Below are 22,511 nucleotides of genomic sequence, written 5' to 3' on the forward strand. Positions count from 1 at the left end.
CCGCCGTCCGAATCGGACGGCGGCCTTTGTCGTGTGACTAGCGCGGCACCGGGATGGGGATCGGTGGCAGGCGCGGAATCTGCGGCAGCCCCGGAATCACCGGTGCCGGCGCGGCGGGCGGGGGAGTCGTCGGCGCGGGCACCCGGACGGTGCCGTCACTGATGTAGATCGTGACCACCGAGCCCGGAATGGCCGAGCCGTTCGGCGAACTGCCCATCACCGTGCCCTTGGCCTGCGAACCGGCGCCCGTCACCGCGGAGACCTGGAAGCCGGCGCCGGACAGGATCGAGGTGGCCTCGCCCTGCGACTTGCCCGCCACATCGGGGACCTGGGAGTTGTTCGCGCCGCGGACGTACTTGTCGTCCACCGGCGGCAGGCCCGGCGGCGGGAACCGATCCATCAACGGCTTGATGGCGTTGAACCAGGTGCGGGCCGGTTCGTTACCACCGAACAGGCCGGAGGCATCGCTGGCGCCGCAGTTGCGCAGCGGGAACGAGCAGATCTCGCCGGGGGTCGGGCTGTCGCCGTAGACGTAGACCGACGAAGCCAGCGCGTTGGTGAAGCCGAGGAACGCCGAGGAGCGGTGGCTCTCGGTGGTGCCCGTCTTACCCGACATCGGTGCCGACCACCCGGCCGCGCGCGCGGCGCCCGCGGCGGTACCGCTGACGTCGTCCTTGCTCATCGCGTTGGCGAGGGTGTTGGCCAGACCCGGGTCGACCACCTGCTCACAGGCTTGCTGGGTGAGCGGAACGGTCTTGCCGCTGCGGTCGACGACCTCCTTGATCGGCGAGGGCGGGCACCACTTGCCGCCCGAGCCGAGCGTGGCGGCCACGTTCGTCAGTTCGAGCGGGTTGATCGCGAACGGGCCGAGGGTGAACGAGCCCATGTTGTTGTTCTTGATGTGGTCGGCCAGGCTCGAGTTGCCGTGCCCGGAGGTGCCGGGGTTGGTGTAGGACCGCATGCCCAGGCGCACGGCCATGTCCACCGCGGACGAGACGCCCACGTCCTGGATCATCTTCACGAAGGTGGTGTTGGGCGAGGTCGCCAGCGCGTCGGTCACCGACATCGACCCCGGGTAGTTGCCCGCGTTCTTGACACACCACGAGTCGGCCGGGCAGCCCGGCGAGTTCGAGTAGCCCATGCCCCTGGCGGCGTAGGTGCCGGGGACGTCCACCTGGGCGGCGATGCCGAGGCCCTTCTCCATCGCGGCGGCGGTGGTGAAGAGCTTGAAGATCGAGCCCGCGCCGTCACCGGCCATCGAGTACGGCTGGCCCAGCAGCGTCTCGTTGGCGTCGCGGTTGAGGCCGTACGTGCGGCTCGACGCCATCGCGAGGACAGGGTGCGAATCCTGACCGGGCGCGACCACCGACATCACCTCGGCGATGTTGTCGAGGTCGGGGTTGGCCTGCTCGTTCACCGAACGCTTCACCGATTCCTGCAGCACCGGATCGAGTGTGGTCTTGATCAGGTAGCCGCCCTTGTCGATCTGCTCGCGACTGATCCCGGCCTCGGCCAGGTACTGCAGCGCGTAGTCGCAGAAGAAGCCCTTGTCGTTGGCGGAGATGCACCCGCGCGGCAGGCCCTTGGGTTCGGGCAGCACGCCGAGCGGTTCGGCCTTGGCCTTGCGGAACTCCTCGGCGCGGTGCGGGATGTTCTGGATCAGCGTGTCGAGCACGGTGTTGCGGCGGTCGGTGACGCCGGCCACGTTGGTGTAGGGGTTCAGCTTGGAGCTGGACTGCACCATGCCCGCCAGCATCGCCGACTGGGTGATGCTGAGCTGGGACGCGTCGATACCGAAGTAGGTCTGCGCGGCGTCCTGGATGCCGTAGGAACCGTTGCCGAAGGGCACCAGGTTCAGGTAGCGGGTGAGGATCTCGTCCTTGGACAGTTCGCGGTCCAGCGTGAGCGCCATCCGGATCTCGCGCAGCTTGCGCGCCGGTGTCGTCTCGATCGCGGCGCGGCGTTCGGCGTCGGTCTTGGCGACCACGAGCAGGTTGAAGTTCTTCACGTACTGCTGGTCCAGGGTCGACGCGCCCTGCTGCACGGCACCGGAGGAGGTGTTGGTGAGGAACGCGCGCAGCGTGCCCTGCCAGTCCACGCCCTTGTGGTCGGAGAAGCGCTTGTCCTCGATGGACACGATCGCCAGCTTCATGTTGTTGGAGATCTTGTCGCTCGGTACTTCGAAGCGGCGTTGCTCGTAGAGCCACGCCAGCGGCGACCCGTTCGCGTCGACCATCGTCGACACGGCGGGGACCGTGCCCTCCACCAGTTCGGCGGAGACATTGTCGACGGCGTCGGCGGCGCGGTTGGAGATGAATCCGAATCCACCGGCCAAGGGGAACAACAGCCCAGCGACAAGCACGGCGGCCAGCGCGCAGCTGCCGGCCAGCCTCGCGAGCGTTTGAGTGATCGGCACGATCCCAGACTAGAGGGTGGGGTGGTGAGGTTCACGGCTGTGCTGCTCGACGGGGAATGTCCGGGCGGTGCCAGGGGGGTTGCTCGGGCGTGTCAACAAAATGATCACATCGGCGTGTCGCGACCGGCCACGCCGGTGATCAGCACTACTGCGCGGTTCTGGCCCGATTTGAATGGACGCCCGTACCAAAAAATCGGGGGGCGGTCTTGCGTAACCGCCATACCTTTACCTAGATTGAGAACCCAGTGTGATAGAGCTAACACTCAAAGTGGAATGTGGTGCGGGACGCAGCGGTAGTTGGGTTGCTGTGATCCGCGCTCGCGATTCTGGAGCGCCGCACAACGGTGTTCGGACTGCAAAGGGGCACATCAAATGCACATCACAACCCCCATCGCTCGACTGGATGTAGAGCAGGCCGAGGCAAGGATCGCTTGGGTTGCCCAGGCGCGATGCAAGGAAGTGGACCCTGATCAGCTGTTCGTTCGCGGTGCGGCGCAGCGCAAGGCGGCAACGATCTGCCGTCACTGCCCAGTGCTGATGCAGTGTGGTGCCGACGCCCTCGACAATCGCGTCGAGTTCGGTGTGTGGGGCGGGATGACCGAGCGGCAGCGGCGTGCGCTGCTCAAACAGCATCCCGACGTGACGTCGTGGGCTGAATTCTTCAACGCCCAGCGCCAGCACCAGGTAGCTATCTAGCAGACGAGACCGGACCGTTATCACAAACGGCGCCGAGACCGCGTGGTTTGCGGAATCGGCGCCGTTGGTGAGTGTTACCGGATTGTGAGCTATAGCGGATTTGTCTGAATCGATCAGGCCGAAGCCGGGGTACCGGTCAGCTGATCGCCGACGGCGCGCAGTGCTTCGAGATCCGAGACCTCGAAGGGCAGCGCGGTCACCGAGACGATCTTCACCCGCGGGTGCGCACCGGTGAAGCGGTGCAGCAGCCGCCGCTCCCGCGCCGCCGTCGACACCCGATCGGCGTGGATGCGCAGCACCGACGCGGTCAGCGGGTTCGAATCAGCCAGCTGGTCGGCGGCAGTCAGCGCGTGGTCGCCCGACAGCTCCGACAACGCGGGATGGGTCCGGTTCAGCACCAGACCGGCCAGCGGCATCTTCTCGGTCGACAGCCGGTCGACGAAGAACGATGCCTCGCGCAACGCGTCCGGCTCGGGCGCGGCGACCACCAGGAAGTGGGTACCGGGCTTGGACAGCATCGCGAAGGTGCGCTCGGCCCGGTCCTGGAACCCACCGAACAGCGATTCCAGCGATTGCAGGAACGTCGAGGCGTCCTTGAGCATCTGCCCGCCGACAATCGTCGACACCCCGCGCATCGCCAGGCTCATCGCCCCCGTGACGATCCGGCCGACACCGCGTCCCGGCGCCATGATCAACCGGATCATCTTGCCGTTGAGGAAGGTGCCGAGCCGCTTGGGCGCGTCGAGGAAATCGAGCGCGTTGCGAGACGGGGGAGTGTCGACCACGATCAGGTCCCACTCCTTGCGCGCGGCCAGCTGGCCGAGCTTCTCCATCGCCATGTACTCCTGCGTGCCGCCGAACGACGACGCCACCGTCTGATAGATCGGGTTGGCGAAGATCTGCTCGGCCTTGTCCGCGCTGGTGTGCTCGAGCACCATGTCGTCGAAGGTGCGGCGCATGTTCAGCATCATCGCGTGCAGTTCACCGGGCACCTCGGGACCCAGCTCCACGCGCTGCGGGGTGTTGTCCAGTTCGGCCACGCCCAGCGACTGCGCCAGCCTGCGCGCCGGATCGATGGTCAGCACCACCACCTTGCGACCCGATTCGGCCGCCCGCAGCGCGATCGAGGCCGCGGTGGTGGTCTTACCGACGCCGCCGGACCCGCAGCACACGATCACGCGGGCACTCGGGTCGGCGATGATCTGCGAGACATCCAGCGCGGGCGGGGTGGAAACGTGCTCGCTCATCGGACTCCCTGCGCGGATAGCTGTTCGGCCAGTTCGTAGAGGCCACCCAGGTCGATGCCGTCGCCGAGGGCGGGCAGGGACAGCTGGGGGACGTCGATCTGCGCCAGTTCGGCGGCACTCGCGTTCTGCGCGGTCAGCACGATCGCATGGTCGACCGTTTCGGCGATCAGGCCGTCGAAGTCCGATTCGGACAGGGTGATGCCTGCCTTCGCCAGGTCGGCGGCGACCGCGGCGGTGTCGAGTTCGCCCGCCACGGCCGTGTCGCGCTGAGCCGGGGTGAGTTCGGCGGTGGCCGCCCGGTTGACGATCACCGTGCCGATCCGCAGATCGTCGGCAGTGAGCTCGGCGATCGCGTCGGCGGTCTCCTGCACCGGCAGCGCCTCGAGCAGCGTCACCAGGTGGATCATCGTCTGATCGGAATGCAGCAGGTTGGACACGCCTTCGGCCTGCGAGGCGATCGGACCGCCCTTGGCGATCTCGGCCATGGCCGTGGTGACGTCGAGGAAGCCGGCGATCCGGCCGGTCGGCGGCGCGTCGACGACGATGTCGTCATAGGCGGGTTTGCCGTCCTTGCCGACCCTGACCACACACTCTTTGATCTTGCCGGTGAGGATCACGTCGCGCAGACCGGGCGCGATCGTGGTGACGAACTCGATGGCGCCCATCCGGCGCATCGCCCGCCCCGCGAAGCCGAGGTTGTAGAACATGTCGAGGTACTCGAGGAACGCGTACTCGATGTCCAGAGCCAGTGCCGTCACCTCGCCACCGCCGTCGGCGCTGGCGATATGGGTCTCGGTGGGCGGCAACGGTGGCCGATCGAACAACTGCGCGATGGACTGGCGACTCTCGACCTCGACCAGCAGCACTTTGCGTCCCCCTGCGGCGAGCGCGAGTGCGAGTGCGGCCGAAACGGTCGACTTGCCGGTGCCTCCCTTGCCGGTCACGTAGTGCAAGCGGGCCTTGGCCGCGCGCTGTGGCCATCCGGTCGACGGTTCGGGAACCGACGAAACCGGCTCTGCTGTTGGTGCTCCCACGCCGCCGAGCCTATAACCCGTTTCGCCCAGGCGTTCGGGGTGAGCCCTAAACTCACACCATGAGTGAAGTCACCCTGTGGGAGTACGCGACCGTGCCGCTGTTGACGCACGCGACCAAGCAGATCCTCGACCAGTGGGGGTCCGACGGCTGGGAGCTGGTCTCGGTGCTGCCCGGACCGACCGGCGAACAGCACGTCGCCTACCTGAAGCGGCAGAAGTAGCCGTGGCCACCGCGTGGAAGGACGCGCTCGACCGGCTCGGTGTCACCCTGCCGCCGGTCGCCGCTCCTGTCGCGGCCTACATTCCCGCCGTGCGCACCGGTTCGCTGGTGTACACCTCCGGCCAGCTGCCCTTCGTCGACGGTGAATTGTCGGCGGTCGGCAAGGTCGGGGCCGAGGTGGATGTGGAGCAGGCCAAGGAGGCCGCCCGGCTGTGCGCGTTGAACGCGCTCGCGGCCGTGCACGACCTGGTCGGGCTCGACCAGGTGGTGCGGATCGTGAAGGTCGTCGGATTCGTCGCCTCGGCGCCCGGATTCAGCGATCAGCCGATCGTGATCAACGGTGCGTCGGAGTTCCTCGGTGAGGTGTTCGGCGAGGCGGGCGTGCACGCGCGCTCGGCCGTCGGCGTCTCGGAACTGCCCAAGAACACGCCCGTCGAGGTGGAATTGATCGTCGAGGTCGGATAGGCAGCCGTCATGGCACTGGAACATCCCGCGTACAGCCAGGTCAGGCCGGTCACTGCGACGGCATCGGTACTACTGGCCGACAACCCCAATCAAATGACGCTCGACGGCACCAACACCTGGCTGCTGCGTGGCCCGGACAGCGATTCCTATGTGGTCGTCGATCCGGGACCGAAGGACAAGAAACACACCGCCGACATCGTCGAGGCCACCGGCGGCCGGATCGCGTTGACGCTGATCACCCATCACCACCACGATCACACCGGCGGCATCGATCACCTGGTGAAAGCCACCGGGACGCCGGTGCGATCGGTGGACCCGGCGTATCTGCGTGGCGCGGTCGTGCCGCTGGTGGACGGCGAGGTGATCGAGGCCGCCGGCCTGCGGATCACGGTGCTCGGTACGCCGGGACACACCACCGATTCGGTGAGCCTGCTGCTCGACGACGCGGTGCTCACCGGTGACACGGTCCTCGGCCGCGGCACCACGGTGCTCGAATCCGCGCCGGGCGCGCTGGCGAACTTCCTCGCGTCGCTGGAAAAGCTGCGTGAGCTGGGCGCGGGTAAGGCATTGCTGCCCGCGCACGGGCCCGACCACCCCGATGCTGCGCCGGTGGCGCAGTACTACCTCGATCACCGGCGTGAGCGGCTCGACCAGGTGCGGGCCGCGCTGGTCGAACTGGGTCCCGGCGCGGGCGCTCTCGCGGTGGTCCGCAAGGTGTACGCCGACGTGGACAAACGGCTGTGGCCCGCCGCGCGCAGTTCCGTGCAGGCACAGCTGGAATACCTGCGGGCCGAACAGAACTGAACACCGGTCGATCGCCGACGCGCTTGCCGTGTCGGCGATCGACCGGTGTCAGGCAGACAACGGCCGATGTCCCGGCACAACGAAACCGCGGTGGTGTGGACGAGGCCCTCTCCTCGTGAGCCCACACGCATCAACGGTCCCGTCATACCGGGACGGCAGGTGTTCGAACGTCAGCGAGCGCGACGTGCCAGACGCTCGGAATCCGAGATCAGCACGCTCTTGCCCTCGAGGCGCAGCCATCCGCGATGAGCGAAGTCGGCGAGCGCCTTGTTGACGGTTTCCCGGGAAGCACCGACCAGCTGGGCGATCTCTTCCTGGGTCAGGTCGTGGGTCACGCGCAGCGCGCCCGCTTCCTGGGTGCCGAAGCGCTGTGCGAGCTGCAGCAGCGCCTTGGCGACGCGACCTGGCACGTCGGTGAAGATCAGGTCGGCGAGGTTGTTGTTGGTGCGGCGAAGGCGTCGTGCCAGCACGCGCAGCAGCTGCTCAGCGATCTCAGGGCGCTGATCGATCCACGACTTGAGTGCGTCGCGGTCCATCGTCACGGCGCGGACCTCGGTGACCGTGGTTGCGGTCGAGGTACGCGGGCCCGGGTCGAAGATCGACAGTTCACCGAACATGTCGGACGGACCCATGATGGTCAGCAGGTTTTCCCTGCCGTCCGGGGACCGCCGGCCGATCTTCACCTTGCCCGTCGTGATGATGTACAGCCGATCGCCGGGTTCGCCCTCGTTGAAGATGACGTGGCCGCGCGGAAAATCTACGGGCTGCAGCTGCTTGGCGAGCGCGGCCACCGCGGTGGGCTCGACGCCTTGGAAGATGCCTGCTCTGGCGAGGGCCTCGTCCACGAATGTGCTCCTTATGGGATATGGCTTGCGAACCTGGTCGAGCGAATCGACCAACCGCGCAGTCTACGCGGCATTCCGGCACCGCAGTGACAGACACCACGTAAAGAGTGGATTGCGCGTTGAGAATCGATCGTTTAGCTCGCCCGTGCGACATCCAATTCGGAGGTACGGGAACGGCGCTTGCGCACGCGCGCCACGGCGGCGGGCAGGCCGAGCTTCGTCAGCTCTTTCACTTCGGCGTTGCTGGCGTTGTCCAGGTACTGCTGAACCTCTTCGTCGGGTTCGAGAAGCTTTCGGAGCCGATTCTCGACCCGCTCCATCCCCAGCGCGAACAGCATCAACAGCACTGGGAAGAGCACCACAGCGAGTCCTTGCATGACTGGCAGTAAACACGGTCCAGGTCTCAGATGGAACACAGCGGGCAAACTGGCCGGGCAATGTTGTCGTAGTGGTTCCGTATGGTGAAGCGGTGCCCGTTTCCCCTGCCCCCGCCGCCGCCGGCGATGCCGATCCGGCAGCGGATTCGGCCGCCGTACCCACCGGCATCTCGGCCGCTCGCAAACGCAAGAACCGTGCGATAGCTGCGGAAACGCGGATCGGACTGGTCCGGCGCGCCCGCCGCATGAACCGCACGCTCGCCGCGGCGTTCCCCGACGCGCACTGCGAGCTCGACTTCACCACTCCGCTGGAACTGGCCGTCGCGACGATCCTGTCCGCCCAGTGCACCGACGTCCGGGTGAACCTCACCACTCCCGCCCTGTTCGCGAAGTACCGCAGTGCCTACGACTACGCGCAGGCCAACCGGGTGGAGCTGGAGGAATACATCAGGCCCACCGGCTTCTACCGGAACAAGACCAGTTCGCTGATCGGCCTCGGCCAGGCGCTGGTCGAAAAATACGACGGTGAATTGCCTCACACTCTGGACGAATTGGTGAAATTGCCCGGGATCGGGCGCAAGACGGCCAACGTCATCCTCGGCAACGCGTTCGATGTGCCCGGTATCACCGTCGACACCCATTTCGGCCGGTTGGTGCGTCGCTGGAAGTGGACCGACGAGGAGGATCCGGTCAAGGTCGAGCACGCGGTCGGCGCGCTGTTCGAGCGCAAGGACTGGACGATGCTCTCGCACCGGGTGATCTTCGAGGGGCGTCGGGTGTGCCATGCGCGCAAGCCGGCCTGCGGCGCGTGCATGCTCGCCGGCGACTGCCCGTCGTTCGGGCTCGGCCCCACCGACCCGGCGGTGGCCGCGGAGTTGGTGAAGGGCCCGGAGCGCGATCACCTGCTGAACATGGTCGGCCTGTGAGCGAAGCTTCGCTGCTACGGCGGCCCGCTGTGCGCTGGGTGCTCGCCGCGGTGATCCTGGTGGTCGCCGCCACGGTGGCGCTGTGGCCGCGTGAGGGTTCGCAGACCACCGGCGTCGTTGCGCAGACATCGCAACAGACATCGGGCGTGTCGGCCGAGGAACGAGCGGCGGCGGGGTCCCAACCCTGCCCGTCGCCCGCGTCCGCGTCCGGATCGGGGCCGCTGGCCGGTCTCCAGGTGAGCTGTCTGGCGGACGGCTCGCCCGTCGATCTCGCCGCGGCGCTCGCCGGAAAGCCCGCGCTGCTCAACCTGTGGGCCTACTGGTGTGGACCCTGCGCCACCGAGTTGCCGCATCTCCAGGAGTTCGCGCAGCGGGCGGGCTCGGCACTCACGGTCATGACCGTGCACAGCGATCCCGACGAGGCGAAGGCGCTGTCTCGGCTGACCGGACTCGGCATCACCCTGCCCGGCGTCGAGGATCCGCAGGCCGCCGTGCGCAGTGCGGTCGGTGCGCCCGCGGTGCTGCCCGTCTCGGTGCTCGTGCGGGCCGACGGCACCATCGCGAGCGTGGAGGTGCGTACGTTTGCCGACGTGGCCGACATCGCGGATACGGTATCCGCGAAGCTCGGGGTCACGGTATGACAGAGGACGTAACAGTGGCGTGTGGATCGAAGGCGATGGCGTGAACGATGTAGCGAGGCTCGACGATTCCGGCGTTCCCTCGTGGTTGCGCACCGCGATCAGATCCGGCGGCCCCGACGCCGACGACACGCTCGCTACTTCCCGCGCCCTGCGCCGGGCCATGTCGATCACCGGCAGGCCACGCCAGGCCGCTGTCCTCGTGCTGTTCGGCGGCTCGCCCGACGCCGATGAGTCGGTGCCAGGGGGCCTGCCCGCCGACGCCGACGTCCTGCTCACTCAGCGTGCCTCGACCATGCGCCAGCACCGCGGCCAGATCGCGTTCCCCGGCGGCGCCGAGGATCCCGGCGACGACGGCCCGGTCGGCACCGCCCTGCGCGAAGCCGCGGAGGAGACCGGACTCGACCCGGCCGGTGTCCAGCCGTTCGCGCTGCTGCCGAAACTGTTCGTTCCGCCGTCGAAATTCGACGTGACCCCGGTGCTCGGCTACTGGCGAGCACCCAGCGCGGTCCGCGTCGTCGATCAGGGCGAAACCGAGCGTGTCGTGCGTGTGCCGCTCACCGAATTGCTCGATCCGGCACACAGATTCATGGTGCGTGGCAGTCTCGGCTACCAGAGCCCCGCGTTCCAGGTCGACGGCATGCTGGTGTGGGGACTCACCGGCGGTATTCTCGCCGGCATCATCAAATCCGCTGGCTGGGAACGAAACTGGGATCGGGGCGACGTGCGTGACCTGGAGAGCTCGCTGGCTGCGGTCGGAATGACCCTGTGACCGCCTCGGTATGGCTCGACATCGCGGTGGTACTGATCGCGCTGGTCGCGGCGTCCACCGGCTGGCGGCAGGGCGCGGTGGCGTCGGCGCTGGCGTTCTTCGGCGTCGCGCTGGGCGCGGTCGCGGGCATTCTGATCGCACCGCACATCCTCAAGCACCTCAGTGAGGGTCGCAGCCGGGTACTCGGCGGCATCCTGCTGATCGTGCTGCTGGTGATCGTCGGTGAGGTGGCGGGCATGGTGCTCGGCCGGGCCGCGCGCACCAGCATCCGCCAGCCGGTCGCCCGCAGCGTGGACAGTGTTGTCGGTGCGGTGTTGCAGGCGGTGACCGTGCTGGTCGCGGCCTGGCTGCTCGCGTTGCCGCTGGCCACCGCGTCCCAGCCCGCTGTCGCCGCCGCGATCAACGGGTCGAAGGTGCTCGCCGACGTCAACTCGGTCGCGCCGGACTGGTTGCGCAAGGTTCCCAACGAATTCTCCAAGCTGCTCGACACGTCGGGCTTGCCCGATGTGATCGGCCCGTTCGGCCGAGCGCCGATCGCCGCCGTCGAACCGCCGGATCCCTCGGTGCTGGCCAGCCCGGTTGCGGCGTCGCTGCAGCAGAGCGTGCTGCGCATCCGCGGCACCGCACCCAGTTGCCAGCGGGCGCTCGAAGGTTCCGGCTTCATCGTCGCGCCGGAACGCGTGATGACCAACGCGCACGTCGTCGCGGGCACCAACACGGTGTCGGTCGACACGGCCCGTGGTGCGCTAGACGCCACCGTGGTCCTGTTCGACCCGTCCAAGGACATCGCGGTCCTCGCCGTCCCCGGTCTGACCGCCCCCGTGCTGCCCCAGGCCCCTGAGCCCGCGAGTTCGGGCGAGAGCGCGATCGTGCTCGGTTACCCCGGTGGCGGCCCGTACACCGCCAGCGCGGCCCGTGTCCGCGAGACCCTCGACCTCACCGGCCCGACCATCCACCGCGACGGCACCGTCGAGCGTGAGGTCTACACGGTGCGCGGTCAGGTCCGCGCGGGTAACTCCGGCGGCCCGCTGGTCGACGCCGAGGGCCAGCTCCTCGGCGTGGTCTTCGGCGCGGCGGTCACCGACGACGACACCGGCTACGTCCTCACCTTGCACGAGGTCGCGTCCGAACTGGCCGCAGCCGCCCCGAGCAGCACCCCCGTCAACACGGGCGCCTGCGTACTGAGCTGATCACCCAGTCCCCGGGTAGCCAGAGGTACGTCGACCCACGGCGCACACCGCCTGGGCCCGGTAGTCGCTGTATGTCTCTACCCCAAGGGGCCCGCCCCGATCTGGACTGACCGAAGGGTGCGACGAAGGAGTACCCGTAGGGAGGGAAGATCGGGGCCTCAGGGGCCCCGCTCGAGCGCGCCAGCGCTCCAAAAACACAGCCTCCAACTAACCCGGACCCGGTCGAACCCGATACGTCTACCCAAAGGCCAGACCCATTGCGCGCCGACGCTCCGAAACTACGGCGAAACCAAGTCGTCGTGCGGCGGCGACCCGTTCACACCGTTCTGCTCGCGCCAGTGCGCGGTCAGCGCCTCGTTGACCCGGCTGGGGTTCTCCTGATGGGCGTAGTGCCCCGCACGCGGAATCGAGACCAGCGTCCGATGGGGTGACAACGACTCCCCGCGCCGGAACGTGGCGTCGAGCAGATACGAGTCGTGCTCGCCGCGCAGCATCAGCACCGGGATGTCGATCGGGGTGCGCATCGTGGCCATGAACCGCTTACCGTCCGGTCGCCACTGACTGCGAAACGCCCAGCGCTGATACTCCAGCGCACTGTGCGCGGCCCCCGGTATCCGGATGGCATGCCGCATCCGCGACGCGGTCTCGACGAATTCCGCACTGCGCGACCAGGATTCACCGACCCGATCGTGCAGCAGGCGCTCCACCTCGGCGCCACCACGTCGGGTGAGCAGGTTTTCGGGATAGCGCGGCAGCTGATACCGCAGGAAATCGGGCAGCCAGGTCGCCCGTTGGGCCGGATCGCGCAGCACGGCGCTCTTGAGCGCGGCGGGATGCGGCGAGCTGACCAGCGCGATCGAGCGGACCAGTCGCGGATGCAGCACCGCGGTGGCCCAGCAGACCAGTCCGCCTTCGGCGTGGCCGACGAGCGTGGCCTCGGTGTGCCCGAGCGCCCGGACCAGGCCGGCGATGTCGCCTGCGAGGGTCCAGCCGTCGTAGCCACGCGGTGGTTTGTCGGTATCGCCGTAGCCGCGCAGGTCGACGGCGACGGTGCGATACCCGTGGCCGGCCAGCGCGGTCAGCTGATGCCGCCACGACCACCAGAAATCGGCGAAACCGTGCAGCAGCAGCACCAGGGGCGCCTCGGGGCGGTCCGCACCGTCGGTTTCGGCGACGTCTGCTTCGACGACGTGGAAGCGGATTCCGTTGGCGTGCACGTCCCGGTGGGTCCACGGTCCGTCGAAACGGACGCTGGAGGGATCCGGGAATGAATTGGACGACACGCCGATCGAGCCTAGTGGGCGGGTCCGGCTGTTGCGACCGGGCCCGCCCGGCGCGTCATCGGTTGCTCGACTTCTCCAGCGACGTGGCGCCCGCACCACTGGATCCGATGGCCGCGTGCGTGTCGGCCGCGTCGCGGTGGGTGAACGCGGCGGGCAGCACCTCGGCGGCCTGCTTGAGCGAACCGATCGTCTTCTCCGGCGCGCGCACCTTCCGTACCTTGAGCCAGCCGAGCAAGGCCAGCAGGACAGTGGTGAGCACCATCAGCAGGAACACGATCAGGAACGCGGCCCAGCGCCACAGCCACATGTCGAGCAGCTCGGCGAGGAAGAAGAAGAAAAAGAACGAGCTGAACAGCAGCACTGTCAGCGCGAGGATGAAGAAGACGCTGCCGGTGAGGCCCTTCTTGATCTCACCGGTGACCTCGGCCTTGGCCAGCGCCACCTCGGCGCGCACCAGTGTCGACATCTGCTCGGTGGCATCGCGCACGAGGCTGCCGATGCTCGCCGATCCGGGCGGATTGGCGTCGGTCAACGGGATCGAAGTGACCGTCCGACCGTCATTTCCGCCTTGGGTGTAACTCACTTCGTCGACCCTTCTCCCTGTGGTAACTGGTCTGCATCGCGGCGCGCCTGGTGCACACGTCCTCGGCGCAACAGTAGCGCCGATCCGATCAGCGATGCTGCCATCGAGGTCACCAGAACGGCGGCCTTGGCAAGATCGATGGCATCGTCGCCGACGTCGGCGAGCGCGAGTTCCGCCACGAGAAGGCTAACGGTGAACCCGATCGCGCCGAGTACCGACAGGGCGAACATGTCGCGATACTCCAGTCCGGCTGGGCGTTTCGCCCAGCCGAGTTTGATAACGACCCAGCTCACACCGAAGATTCCGATGGTTTTGCCGAGCAAGAGCCCGAGGAGGATCGCCAGCGCGAGCCGGTCGGTGAACAGTGATCCGAACACTGCGCCGTCGAGCGGCACACCGGAGGCGAACAGCGCGAACACCGGTACGCAGAAGCCGGCCGAGATCGGTTGCACCACATGCTCGAGGTGCGTCGCGGGCGCGATCTTCTCGCCGGGATCCTTGCGGACCCTGGTGAGCAACCCGAGTGCGACGCCGGCCAGCGTCGGATGGATGCCCGCCTCGTGCAGCGCGTACCAGCACACGAGCGCGACCGGAATATAGAACAGCGGCGTGTGCAGGCGCAGCTTCTGGGCCAGTGCCCACACTCCGCAGCAGGCGAAGGCGGCGGCCAGCCACAGCAGCGACAGCGAGGCGGTGAACAGCACCGCGATGAGAACGATGGCGAGCAGATCGTCGACCACGGCCAGGCTCAGCAGGAACACCCGCGCACTGGTGGGGATCCGCGAACCGGTCATCGCCAGGATCGCGAGCGCGAAGGCGATATCGGTGGCGACGGGAATGGCCCAGCCCTTGTCCATGCCGGGCACGCCGTGGCCCACCACCAGCGCGATCACGGCCGGGGTGATCACACCGCCCACCGCGGCGACGACCGGCAGCGCGGCCCGTTTCGGGTCGCGTAGCTCGCCGACGGCGAACTCGCGTTTGAGCTCGAGCCCGGCCACGAAGAAGAAGATCGCGAGCAGACCGTCCTTGGACCAGTCGGCCAGGGTGAGGTCGAGGTGTAGTGCGGGAATGTCGAGGTGGGTGTCGATCATCGTCTGGTAGCTCGCGCCCCACGGCGAGTTCACCCAGATCAGGGCTACCGCGGCGGCCACGAGCAGCAGCGCACCGCCGACGGTTTCGGTGCGGAGATAGCGGGTGAGCTCGGAGCGGACGCGCGTGATCAAGGGCAAGCCTTCCGGCAGAGGTCGACAGAACTGCGGGCGCTCATCGACTCGGATTCACGACCGCATGCCGACCAGACTTCCCGGCACACCTTTACTCGATCCTAACGGACCCGGCCGGTGACATTTGAGGTCACCGGCCGGGGCGCGTCAGTTGCTCCCGGTGCGAATGGCCTCGAAAACGCCCGGATCGACCAGCGTGGAGGTGTCGCCGAGCTCGCGCCCTTCGGCGACATCGCGCAGCAGCCTGCGCATGATCTTGCCGCTGCGGGTCTTGGGCAGTTCCGGCACGATGTGGATTTCGCGTGGCCGCGCGATCGGGCTGATCTCCTTGGACACCTGCGCCTTCAGCTCGGCGACCAGTTCGGGCCCCGCCGACGCCGCGGCCTCGCCGGTGAGGATCGTGAACGCGACGATCCCCTGTCCGGTGGTCGCGTCGGTGGCGCCGACCACCGCCGCTTCGGCGACGGCTGGATGCCCCACCAGCGCGGACTCGACCTCGGCGGTGGAGATGCGGTGTCCGGAGACGTTCATGACGTCGTCGACCCGGCCGAGCACCCACAGGTCGCCGTCGGCGTCGAGCTTGGCCCCGTCGCCCGCGAAGTACCATCCCTGCTCGGCGTAGCGCTCCCAGTAGGTGGCGCGGTAGCGATCCATATCGCCCCAGATGCCGCGCAGCATCGACGGCCACGGCTTGTCCAGCACGAGGTACCCGTTGGCCTCGGTTTCGCCGAGCTGCACCGGTTTGCCCTCTTCGTCGACGACTGTCGCGGAGATGCCGGGCAGCGGGCCCATCGCGGCGCCCGGTTTGGCCGCGGTGACGCCGGGCAGTGGCGCGATCATGATGGCGCCGGTCTCGGTCTGCCACCAGGTGTCGACGATGGGAGTCTTGTTCGCGCCGAAGACTTCCCGGTACCAGCGCCAGGCTTCGGGGTTGATGGGTTCGCCGACGGAGCCGAGCAGTCGCAGGGTGCTCAGGTCGTGGGCGTCGGGGATCTCCCGACCCCATTTCATGAAGGTGCGGATCAGGGTGGGTGCGGTGTAGTAGATGGTGACGCCGTACTTCTCGATGATCTGGAAGTGGCGGTGTTCGTCGGGGGAGTTGGGGGTGCCTTCGTAGACGACCTGGGTGGCGCGGTTGGCGAGGGGGCCGTAGACGATGTAGCTGTGTCCGGTGACCCAGCCGATGTCGGCGGTGCACCAGTAGACGTCGTCTCCGGCTTTGTGGTCGAAGACGTTGTGGTGGGTGTAGGCGGTTTGGGTGAGGTATCCGCCGGTGGTGTGCAGGATGCCCTTGGGTTTTCCGGTGGTGCCGGAGGTGTAGAGGATGAACAGCGGGTGTTCGGCGGGGAAGGGCTGTGCTTCGTGGGAAGGTGAAGCGGCGGCGACGGTTTCGTGCCACCACAGATCGCGACCGTCGGTCCACGGCACCTCCGTGCCGACCCGGCGCACCACGAGCACGTGCTCCACCGACGACGGCACGTCGCCCTTGGCGGCCAGCGCCTCGTCGACGGCCTCCTTGAGCGGTGCGGGCTTGCCGCGCCGCCACTGTCCGTCGGTGGTGATGATCAGTCGGGCCTCGGCGTCGTCGACCCGCTGGCGCAGCGCGCTCGGCGAGAAGCCCGCGAACACCACCGAGTGCGTGAGTCCCAGCCGCGCGCACGCCAGCATCGACACGATCGCCTCGGGCACCATCGGCATGTAGACGGCGACGCGATCGCCTGCCGCCAGTCCGAGCTCGGTCAGATAGTTCGCCGCTCGCGAGACCTCCTCCAGCAGTTCGCGGTAGGTGATGTCGCGCGAGTCGCCGGGTTCGCCTTCCCAGTGGATAGCGACCTGGTCGCCGTGTCCGTCGATGACGTGGCGGTCGACGCAGTTGTAGGCGACGTTGAGCTCGCCGTCGCCGAACCAGCGCGCGACCGGCGCGTCGGTCCAGTCGAGTACTTCGGTGAAGGGTTTGTGCCAGTGCAGCCGGTTGGCCTGTTCGGTCCAGAAGCCGTCGCGGTCGGTCTCGCCACGGTCGTAGAGCGTGGCGTCCGCGTTGGCGACGGCGGCGAATTCCGCACTGGGCGGAAACGAGTCCTGGTGTCCTGCAGCAGTTTCGGTCACGTCGGTTCAGCCTCACATGCCTGGTGCGGTCGGGTCGGTCGCCGGGGTGCGGCCCAGCTGTCTAGACAGTAGCCAACTGACCCGCGACGGCGTGTCCCGTTGTCGTGACGATGTTTCGCGGCGGTCAATAGGGCTAGTTCATCCGATGACTTCGCCGGACAGACCGGACGGTCGCGAGCTATCGTTTTTACTCAACGGTTCAGCTGAGCGTTCCCGATATTTGTTCATATTTTTCTGCCGAGAGCGAGGGGCTCGGCAATTTTTCCTGCGTTTCCAGCGAGTAACCGTACTGATACATGTGAACTGAAAATGGCTCGGATCGCTGAAAAATCCAGCCGGAGCCGCTAACCTCCGACCGTTAGCCACGGAATTGAACCGGGAGAGAGCGTTGAGATTCATCAGAGCGACCGCGCTGGTCGCGGCGGGACTGGCGGCCACAAGCCTCGGTCTCACCGCGTGCTCGTCCGACGACAGTGCTGATTCGAGCATCGTCACCACCAATGCGGGCGAGCCGCAGAATCCGTTGGTGCCCAGCAATACCAACGAGAACATGGGCGGCCGCGTCGTCGACCGTTTGTTCGCCGGGCTGAAGTACTACGACGCCAGCGGTGAGGCCCACGACGAGGTGGCCGAGAAGATCGAGACGGCTGATCGGAAGTCGTACAAGATCACTATCAAGCCGAATTGGAAGTTCACCGACGGCACCACGGTCACCGCGAAATCCTTCGTCGACGCGTGGAACTACGGCGCACTCGCCGACAACGCGCAGCTGCAGAGTTACGTGTACAGCCCGATTGCCGGGTTCGACGAGGTGAGTGCCGAGAATCCCACCGTCAAGACGATGTCGGGCTTGAAGGTTGTCGACGACCGCACCTTCACCGTCGAGTTGAAGTCGCCCTCGATCGACTTCGAGAGCGCGCTCGGCTACGCGCCGTTCTATCCGCTGCCCGATGCCGCTTTCAAGGATATGAAGGCATTCGGTGAGAAGCCGATCGGCAACGGTCCCTACGCGTTCGGTTCGTGGGAACACAACGTGAAGATCGATCTCACGCCCAACCCGGACTATCCCGGTGGCCGCCCGGCCAAGAACAAGGGCCTGCGATTCGTGATGTACCAGTCCTACGACACCGCGTACGCGGATCTGCAGGCCGGAAATCTCGACACACTCGACACCATTCCCGACAGCGCGATCACCACGTACGAGAGCGATCTCGGCGACCGTGCCATCACCAAGCCGACCGCGCAGAACCAGCACATCGGCATCCAGACCACCGTGCCGCATTTCGGTGGCGAGGAAGGCATTCTGCGCCGCAAGGCCATCTCGATGGCGATCAACCGCCCGCAGATCATCGACAAGATCTTCAACGGCACGCGCACGCCGTCGCGCGACTTCACCGCCGCGACCCTGCCCGGCTACGACGCGAACCTGCCGGGTGCGGAAGTGTTCGATTACAACCCCGACCAGGCCAAGAAACTGTGGGCGCATGCCGACGCGATATCGCCGTGGTCGGGTCAGTACCAGATCACCTACAACAGCGACGGCGGCCACCAGGCCTGGATCGAAGCTGTCGCCAACAGCGTGAAGAACACCCTCGGCATCGACGCGGTCGCCAACCCGATGCCGACGTTCAAGAACATTCGCGACGCGGTGAACGCCAAGACGATCGGTACCGCGTTCCGCTATGGCTGGCAGGGCGACTACCCCACGATGATGCAGTTCCTCAGTTCGCAGTACTACAGCTTCTCCGAGACCAACAACGTCAACTACAACAATCCCGAGGTGGACCGGCTGTTCAACGCCGCCCTCGCCGCCCCCACACAGGCGGATTCCTACAAGCTGATCGCGCAAGCGCAGGCGATCATGATCAAGGAGATGGCGGACATCCCAGTGTTCGACTACGTCGCCAACGCGGGTCGCTCGGACAAGGTCACCAAGGCCGAGCTCACCTGGAACGGCCTGTTCGACTTCGAGAACATCGAGAAATAGAACTCGACAGCTGGGCCGGGCCACTGCGAAGTGGCTCGGCCCCGGTCGTTTTCGGAGGAAACGATGGCTTGGTACGTAGTTCGGCGTCTGCTCCAGATGATCCCGGTATTCCTGGGCGCGACGCTGCTCATCTATGCAATGGTCTTTCTGATTCCGGGTGACCCGATCAAGGCGCTGGCCGGCGAGAAACAGTTGACGCCGGCCGCCGAGGCGGTACTGCGCGCCCGGTATCACCTCGATCAGCCTTTCATCGTGCAGTACCTGCATTATTTGAAGGGGATTCTGACTTTAGATTTCGGCACCTCTTTCTCGGGCAGACCGGTCCGCGAAGAACTCGAACGCGCCTTCCCGATCACCATCAGGCTGGCGTTTCTCGCCGTGTTCATCGAAGGCCTGTTCGGCATTTTGTTCGGCATGATCGCCGGGTTGCGAAAGGGCAAGCTCTTCGATTCGACCATGCTCATCGCGAGCCTGGTGATCATCGCGCTGCCGGTGTTTGTCGTCGGTTATCTCGCGCAATTCTTTCTGGGTGTGAAATGGGGGATCGCCCCGGTTACTGTCACGGGTAAAGCGAGCCTGAGCGAGTTGATCGTTCCCGCGTTCGTGCTCGGCTCGCTGTCGTTCGCCTATGTACTGCGGCTGACCCGAAACTCGGTGGCGGAGAACAAATCCGCCGACTTCGTTCGCACGGCGACGGCCAAAGGGCTCGGGCGCCGACGCGTGGTGAGCGTGCACATTCTGCGGAATTCGATGATCCCGGTCGTCACCTTTCTCGGCGCCGATTTCGGCGCGTTGATGGCGGGTGCGATCGTCACCGAGGGCATCTTCAACATTCCCGGCGTCGGCGGCACCATGTACCAGGCGATCATCCGCGGCGAGCCACCCACGGTGGTGTCGTTCGTGACGGTGCTGGTGGTGGTGTTCCTGATCGTCAACCTCGTGATCGACCTGCTCTACGCCGCACTGGACCCGAGGATCCGCTATGCATGACAAGCAACAGCATTTCGTGGCCCCCGCCGACGAGGTGGAGGTGCTCGCCACCGACCGTGTCCTGGACCAGGGCACCCCGACCAGCATCTGGGGCGACGCGTGGCGGCGGCTGCGCCGAAACCCCGTGTTCCTGGTCTCGGTGGTGTTGATCGTGTTCGTCATGCTCGTGGTGGTGTGGCCGTCGCTGTTCACCAGCCAGGACCCGCGGTTGTGCCTGGGGGAGTTCGGCATGGACGGCCCGCGCGAGGGTCATCCGTTCGGCTTCGACAAGCAGGGTTGTGATGTCTATGCCCGCACCGTCTACGGCGCGCGTGCGTCGGTGAGCGTCGGCATCGCATCGGCGATGCTGTTCCTGCTGGTAGGTGGCATCCTCGGCGCGATTTCCGGTTTCTACGGTGGGCTGCTCGACACGATCGTCTCGCGCATCGCCGAGATCTTCTACGCCATTCCGATGGTGCTGGCCGCGATCGTGCTGCTGCAGCTGCTGCGGCCCGCGGGGATCATGACGGTCGTCGCGATCCTGGTGGCCTTCACCTGGCCGCAGGCCGCGCGCATCACGCGTGGCGCGGTGATCGAGGCCAAGAACAGCGAATATGTCACCGCCGCGAAGGCGCTGGGCGTGTCGCGTCTGGGCACGCTGATGAAACACGTGCTGCCCAACTCGGCGAGTCCGCTGATCGTGGTCGCCACCATCTGGCTCGGAGTCTTCATCGTCACCGAGGCGACGCTGTCCTATCTCGGCGTCGGTCTGCCGCCGAGCATCGTGTCCTGGGGCGCCGATATCGACCGCGCCAAGACCGAGATCCGTACCTCGCCGATCCTGTTCTATCCGGCGACCGCGCTGGCCATCACCGTGCTGAGCTTCATCATGCTCGGCGACGCGGTGCGCGACGCGCTCGATCCGAAGGAGCGCACCCGATGAGCCTCGACAAATCCGCGCCCGAGCCCCTGCTCGAAATCCGGGACCTGGACGTCGGTTTCACCTCCGACGGCAAGGAGATCCCCGCCGTCCGCGGCGTGAGCCTCACCGTCTACCCCGGGCAAACCGTCGCCATCGTCGGCGAATCCGGCTCGGGCAAGTCCACGACCGCGCACGCCATCATCAACCTGCTGCCCGGCACCGGCAGGGTCACCGGCGGTTCGATCCTGTTCGACGGCAAGGACCTGACGAAAGCGTCGGAGAAGGAGATCGTCGCCATCCGCGGCAACGGCATCGGCCTGGTTCCACAGGACCCGATGTCGAACCTGAACCCGGTGTGGAAGATCGGCTTCCAGATTCGGGAAACCCTGGTGGCCAACGGTATCGCCACCGGCGCCGCGGCCCGCGAACGCGCGGTGGAACTGCTGGCCGAGGCGGGTATGTCCGATGCCGAACGCCGCGTGAACCAGTACCCGCACGAGTTCTCCGGTGGTATGCGCCAGCGCGCGCTCATCGCGATCGGCCTGTCGTGCAGGCCGAAACTGCTGATCGCCGACGAGCCGACCTCGGCGCTCGACGTCACGGTGCAACGCCAGATCCTCGGCCATCTCGAACAGCTCACCACCGAGCTGGGGACCGCGGTGCTGCTGATCACCCACGACCTCGGCCTCGCCGCGGAACGGGCCGAGCACCTGGTGGTGATGTATCGCGGCAAGGTGGTGGAATCCGGCCCCGCACTGCAGATTCTGCGCGATCCGCAGCACGCGTACACCAAGAAGCTGGTGAACTCGGCGCCGTCGCTGGCGGCATCGCGGATGTCGTCGTCGCGGCAGCGGGCCGAAGTGCGCGCGCAGGCTGTCGAAGTGGCTGTCGCCGAGAAGGCATCCGACGCACTGCCCGACACCGTGCTCGATGTGCGAAACCTGTCCAAGGCGTTCAAGATTCGTGGCAAGCGGCCGTGGCTGTCCACGGACTTCGTGGCCGTCGACGAGGTGAGTTTCACGGTTTGTCGCGGCACCACCACCGCGATCGTCGGTGAGTCGGGATCCGGCAAGTCGACCATCGCGCAGATGGTGCTCGGCCTGCTCGAACCGACGTCGGGCACCGTGGAGTTCGACGGCAAGGACGTCGCGAAGCTCGACAGCAAGGGCGCGTTCGCCTTCCGGCGGCGGGTGCAGCCGATCTTCCAGAATCCCTACGGCTCGCTCGATCCGATGTACTCGATCTTCCGCACGATCGAGGAACCGCTGCGGGTGCACAAGATCGGTACTCCCGCCGAGCGCGAAGCGGTGGTGCGTGACCTGCTCGACAAGGTGTCGCTGCCTGCGTCGGTGCTGCGGCGCTATCCCAACGAGTTGTCGGGCGGGCAACGTCAGCGGGTGGCGATCGCCCGCGCGCTGGCCCTCTCGCCCGAGATGGTGGTCTGCGACGAGGCGGTCTCGGCGCTGGACGTCCTGGTCCAGGCTCAGATCCTCACCTTGCTCAACGACCTCCAGGCCGAACTGGGGCTGACGTATTTGTTCATCACTCACGACCTGGCGGTTGTTCGGCAGATCGCGGACAACGTGTTGGTCATGCGCGAGGGGAAGGTGGTGGAGGCGGCCACAACGGACGAGGTGTTCGCATCTGCGCGCGAGGAGTACACACGGGCATTGCTCGAGGCGATTCCTGGTCGCGAGCTGCTCACGGGGTAAGGGTGCCGGCCGGGCTCTCGAAACTCTTCGATAGCCCGGCTCATCGGCGTAGCGTGGATTCGTCCGAGGTGGTGCGGGTTGGATCGCGGGGTT

Annotated in this window: 21 protein-coding genes; 12 read left to right on the forward strand and 9 right to left on the reverse strand. The window is 66.7% G+C overall.

What is annotated here, in order from left to right; genetic code table 11:
- Nucleotides 1-37: 37 nt before the first annotated feature.
- The gene (locus tag ACWGCN_RS20970; RefSeq protein ID WP_387445917.1) at nucleotides 38-2,416 is read right to left on the reverse strand and encodes a penicillin-binding protein; all 2,379 of its coding nucleotides are present in this window, start codon (nucleotides 2,414-2,416) and stop codon (nucleotides 38-40) included.
- Nucleotides 2,417-2,788: 372 nt separating this feature from the next.
- Here ACWGCN_RS20970 and ACWGCN_RS20975 point away from each other — a divergent pair, with 372 nt between their 5' ends.
- Nucleotides 2,789-3,112, forward strand: a complete 324-nt coding sequence (locus ACWGCN_RS20975; protein ID WP_056821932.1) for a WhiB family transcriptional regulator — start codon at nucleotides 2,789-2,791, stop codon at nucleotides 3,110-3,112.
- 113 nt (nucleotides 3,113-3,225) lie between these two features.
- Here the strand turns inward: ACWGCN_RS20975 and ACWGCN_RS20980 are convergent, their stop codons facing one another.
- Together ACWGCN_RS20980 and ACWGCN_RS20985 are read right to left on the reverse strand one after the other, a co-directional pair.
- Nucleotides 3,226-4,359 carry an ArsA family ATPase gene (locus ACWGCN_RS20980; RefSeq protein WP_378994324.1) on the reverse strand — a complete coding sequence of 378 codons (1,134 nt, stop codon included), beginning with the start codon at nucleotides 4,357-4,359 and terminating at the stop codon, nucleotides 3,226-3,228.
- The gene (locus tag ACWGCN_RS20985) at nucleotides 4,356-5,393 is read right to left on the reverse strand and encodes an ArsA family ATPase (protein WP_378994322.1); all 1,038 of its coding nucleotides are present in this window, start codon (nucleotides 5,391-5,393) and stop codon (nucleotides 4,356-4,358) included. The genes ACWGCN_RS20980 and ACWGCN_RS20985 overlap by 4 nt, the downstream gene beginning before the upstream one ends.
- Before the next feature lie 59 nt (nucleotides 5,394-5,452).
- On the opposite strand from ACWGCN_RS20985, the gene ACWGCN_RS20990 reads away from it, so the two are divergent.
- The 3 genes from ACWGCN_RS20990 to ACWGCN_RS21000 are packed head-to-tail and all read left to right on the forward strand — an operon-like array spanning nucleotide 5,453 to nucleotide 6,882.
- On the forward strand, nucleotides 5,453-5,614 hold the full coding sequence (locus tag ACWGCN_RS20990; RefSeq protein WP_101464811.1) for a DUF4177 domain-containing protein: 162 nt from the start codon (nucleotides 5,453-5,455) through the stop codon (nucleotides 5,612-5,614).
- Nucleotides 5,615-5,616: 2 nt separating this feature from the next.
- Nucleotides 5,617-6,078 carry a RidA family protein gene (locus ACWGCN_RS20995; RefSeq protein WP_211300352.1) on the forward strand — a complete coding sequence of 154 codons (462 nt, stop codon included), beginning with the start codon at nucleotides 5,617-5,619 and terminating at the stop codon, nucleotides 6,076-6,078.
- Nucleotides 6,079-6,087: 9 nt separating this feature from the next.
- The gene (locus tag ACWGCN_RS21000) at nucleotides 6,088-6,882 is read left to right on the forward strand and encodes an MBL fold metallo-hydrolase (protein WP_378994320.1); all 795 of its coding nucleotides are present in this window, start codon (nucleotides 6,088-6,090) and stop codon (nucleotides 6,880-6,882) included.
- Nucleotides 6,883-7,052: 170 nt separating this feature from the next.
- Here ACWGCN_RS21000 and ACWGCN_RS21005 read toward each other — a convergent pair whose 3' ends face one another.
- Entirely contained in the window at nucleotides 7,053-7,727 is a 675-nt protein-coding gene (locus ACWGCN_RS21005; protein WP_040703546.1) for a Crp/Fnr family transcriptional regulator, read from the reverse strand.
- Nucleotides 7,728-7,861: 134 nt separating this feature from the next.
- Complete coding sequence (locus tag ACWGCN_RS21010) at nucleotides 7,862-8,104, reverse strand: hypothetical protein (RefSeq protein ID WP_056821920.1); 243 nt, start codon at nucleotides 8,102-8,104, stop codon at nucleotides 7,862-7,864.
- 167 nt (nucleotides 8,105-8,271) lie between these two features.
- Between ACWGCN_RS21010 and nth the strand changes: the two genes are divergently transcribed.
- Genes nth through ACWGCN_RS21030 form a run of 4 tightly spaced genes read left to right on the forward strand, consistent with a single transcriptional unit; the run spans nucleotide 8,272 to nucleotide 11,630 of the window.
- The gene (gene nth, locus ACWGCN_RS21015) at nucleotides 8,272-9,030 is read left to right on the forward strand and encodes an endonuclease III (RefSeq protein ID WP_378994498.1); all 759 of its coding nucleotides are present in this window, start codon (nucleotides 8,272-8,274) and stop codon (nucleotides 9,028-9,030) included.
- Nucleotides 9,027-9,671, forward strand: a complete 645-nt coding sequence (locus tag ACWGCN_RS21020; protein ID WP_452459643.1) for a TlpA family protein disulfide reductase — start codon at nucleotides 9,027-9,029, stop codon at nucleotides 9,669-9,671. The genes nth and ACWGCN_RS21020 overlap by 4 nt, the downstream gene beginning before the upstream one ends.
- A gap of 40 nt (nucleotides 9,672-9,711) precedes the next feature.
- Nucleotides 9,712-10,440 carry an NUDIX hydrolase gene (locus tag ACWGCN_RS21025; RefSeq protein WP_378638735.1) on the forward strand — a complete coding sequence of 243 codons (729 nt, stop codon included), beginning with the start codon at nucleotides 9,712-9,714 and terminating at the stop codon, nucleotides 10,438-10,440.
- Nucleotides 10,437-11,630, forward strand: a complete 1,194-nt coding sequence (locus ACWGCN_RS21030; RefSeq protein WP_378638738.1) for a MarP family serine protease — start codon at nucleotides 10,437-10,439, stop codon at nucleotides 11,628-11,630. The genes ACWGCN_RS21025 and ACWGCN_RS21030 overlap by 4 nt, the downstream gene beginning before the upstream one ends.
- Before the next feature lie 278 nt (nucleotides 11,631-11,908).
- On the opposite strand, the gene ACWGCN_RS21035 is transcribed toward ACWGCN_RS21030, so the two are convergent.
- The 4 genes from ACWGCN_RS21035 to acs all read right to left on the reverse strand — a co-directional run bounded on the left by ACWGCN_RS21035 (nucleotide 11,909) and on the right by acs (nucleotide 16,828).
- A complete protein-coding gene (locus tag ACWGCN_RS21035; RefSeq protein ID WP_387445915.1) occupies nucleotides 11,909-12,913 on the reverse strand; it encodes an alpha/beta fold hydrolase in 1,005 nt (334 codons plus the stop codon).
- 55 nt (nucleotides 12,914-12,968) lie between these two features.
- Nucleotides 12,969-13,496 (reverse strand): phage holin family protein, encoded by a 528-nt coding sequence (locus ACWGCN_RS21040; RefSeq protein ID WP_452459644.1) that lies wholly within the window; start codon nucleotides 13,494-13,496, stop codon nucleotides 12,969-12,971.
- Nucleotides 13,493-14,722, reverse strand: a complete 1,230-nt coding sequence (gene nhaA / locus ACWGCN_RS21045; RefSeq protein WP_452459645.1) for a Na+/H+ antiporter NhaA — start codon at nucleotides 14,720-14,722, stop codon at nucleotides 13,493-13,495. The genes ACWGCN_RS21040 and nhaA overlap by 4 nt, the downstream gene beginning before the upstream one ends.
- 147 nt (nucleotides 14,723-14,869) lie before the next feature.
- Complete coding sequence (gene acs, locus ACWGCN_RS21050) at nucleotides 14,870-16,828, reverse strand: acetate--CoA ligase (RefSeq protein ID WP_452459646.1); 1,959 nt, start codon at nucleotides 16,826-16,828, stop codon at nucleotides 14,870-14,872.
- A 388-nt stretch (nucleotides 16,829-17,216) separates the two neighbouring features.
- Between acs and ACWGCN_RS21055 the strand changes: the two genes are divergently transcribed.
- The 4 genes from ACWGCN_RS21055 (at nucleotide 17,217) to ACWGCN_RS21070 (ending at nucleotide 22,418) form a co-directional block, all read left to right on the forward strand.
- Nucleotides 17,217-18,815, forward strand: coding sequence for a peptide ABC transporter substrate-binding protein (locus ACWGCN_RS21055; protein ID WP_452459647.1), 1,599 nt, complete (start codon nucleotides 17,217-17,219; stop codon nucleotides 18,813-18,815).
- A gap of 63 nt (nucleotides 18,816-18,878) precedes the next feature.
- Nucleotides 18,879-19,805, forward strand: a complete 927-nt coding sequence (locus tag ACWGCN_RS21060) for an ABC transporter permease (protein WP_378994308.1) — start codon at nucleotides 18,879-18,881, stop codon at nucleotides 19,803-19,805.
- Nucleotides 19,798-20,727, forward strand: coding sequence for an ABC transporter permease (locus ACWGCN_RS21065; RefSeq protein WP_378994305.1), 930 nt, complete (start codon nucleotides 19,798-19,800; stop codon nucleotides 20,725-20,727). Before ACWGCN_RS21060 ends, ACWGCN_RS21065 begins: the two co-directional genes overlap by 8 nt.
- A complete protein-coding gene (locus tag ACWGCN_RS21070; RefSeq protein WP_452453060.1) occupies nucleotides 20,724-22,418 on the forward strand; it encodes an ABC transporter ATP-binding protein in 1,695 nt (564 codons plus the stop codon). The genes ACWGCN_RS21065 and ACWGCN_RS21070 overlap by 4 nt, the downstream gene beginning before the upstream one ends.
- The last annotated feature ends 93 nt before the right edge of the window (nucleotides 22,419-22,511 follow it).

The organism is Nocardia sp. NPDC055050, assembly GCF_053608345.1.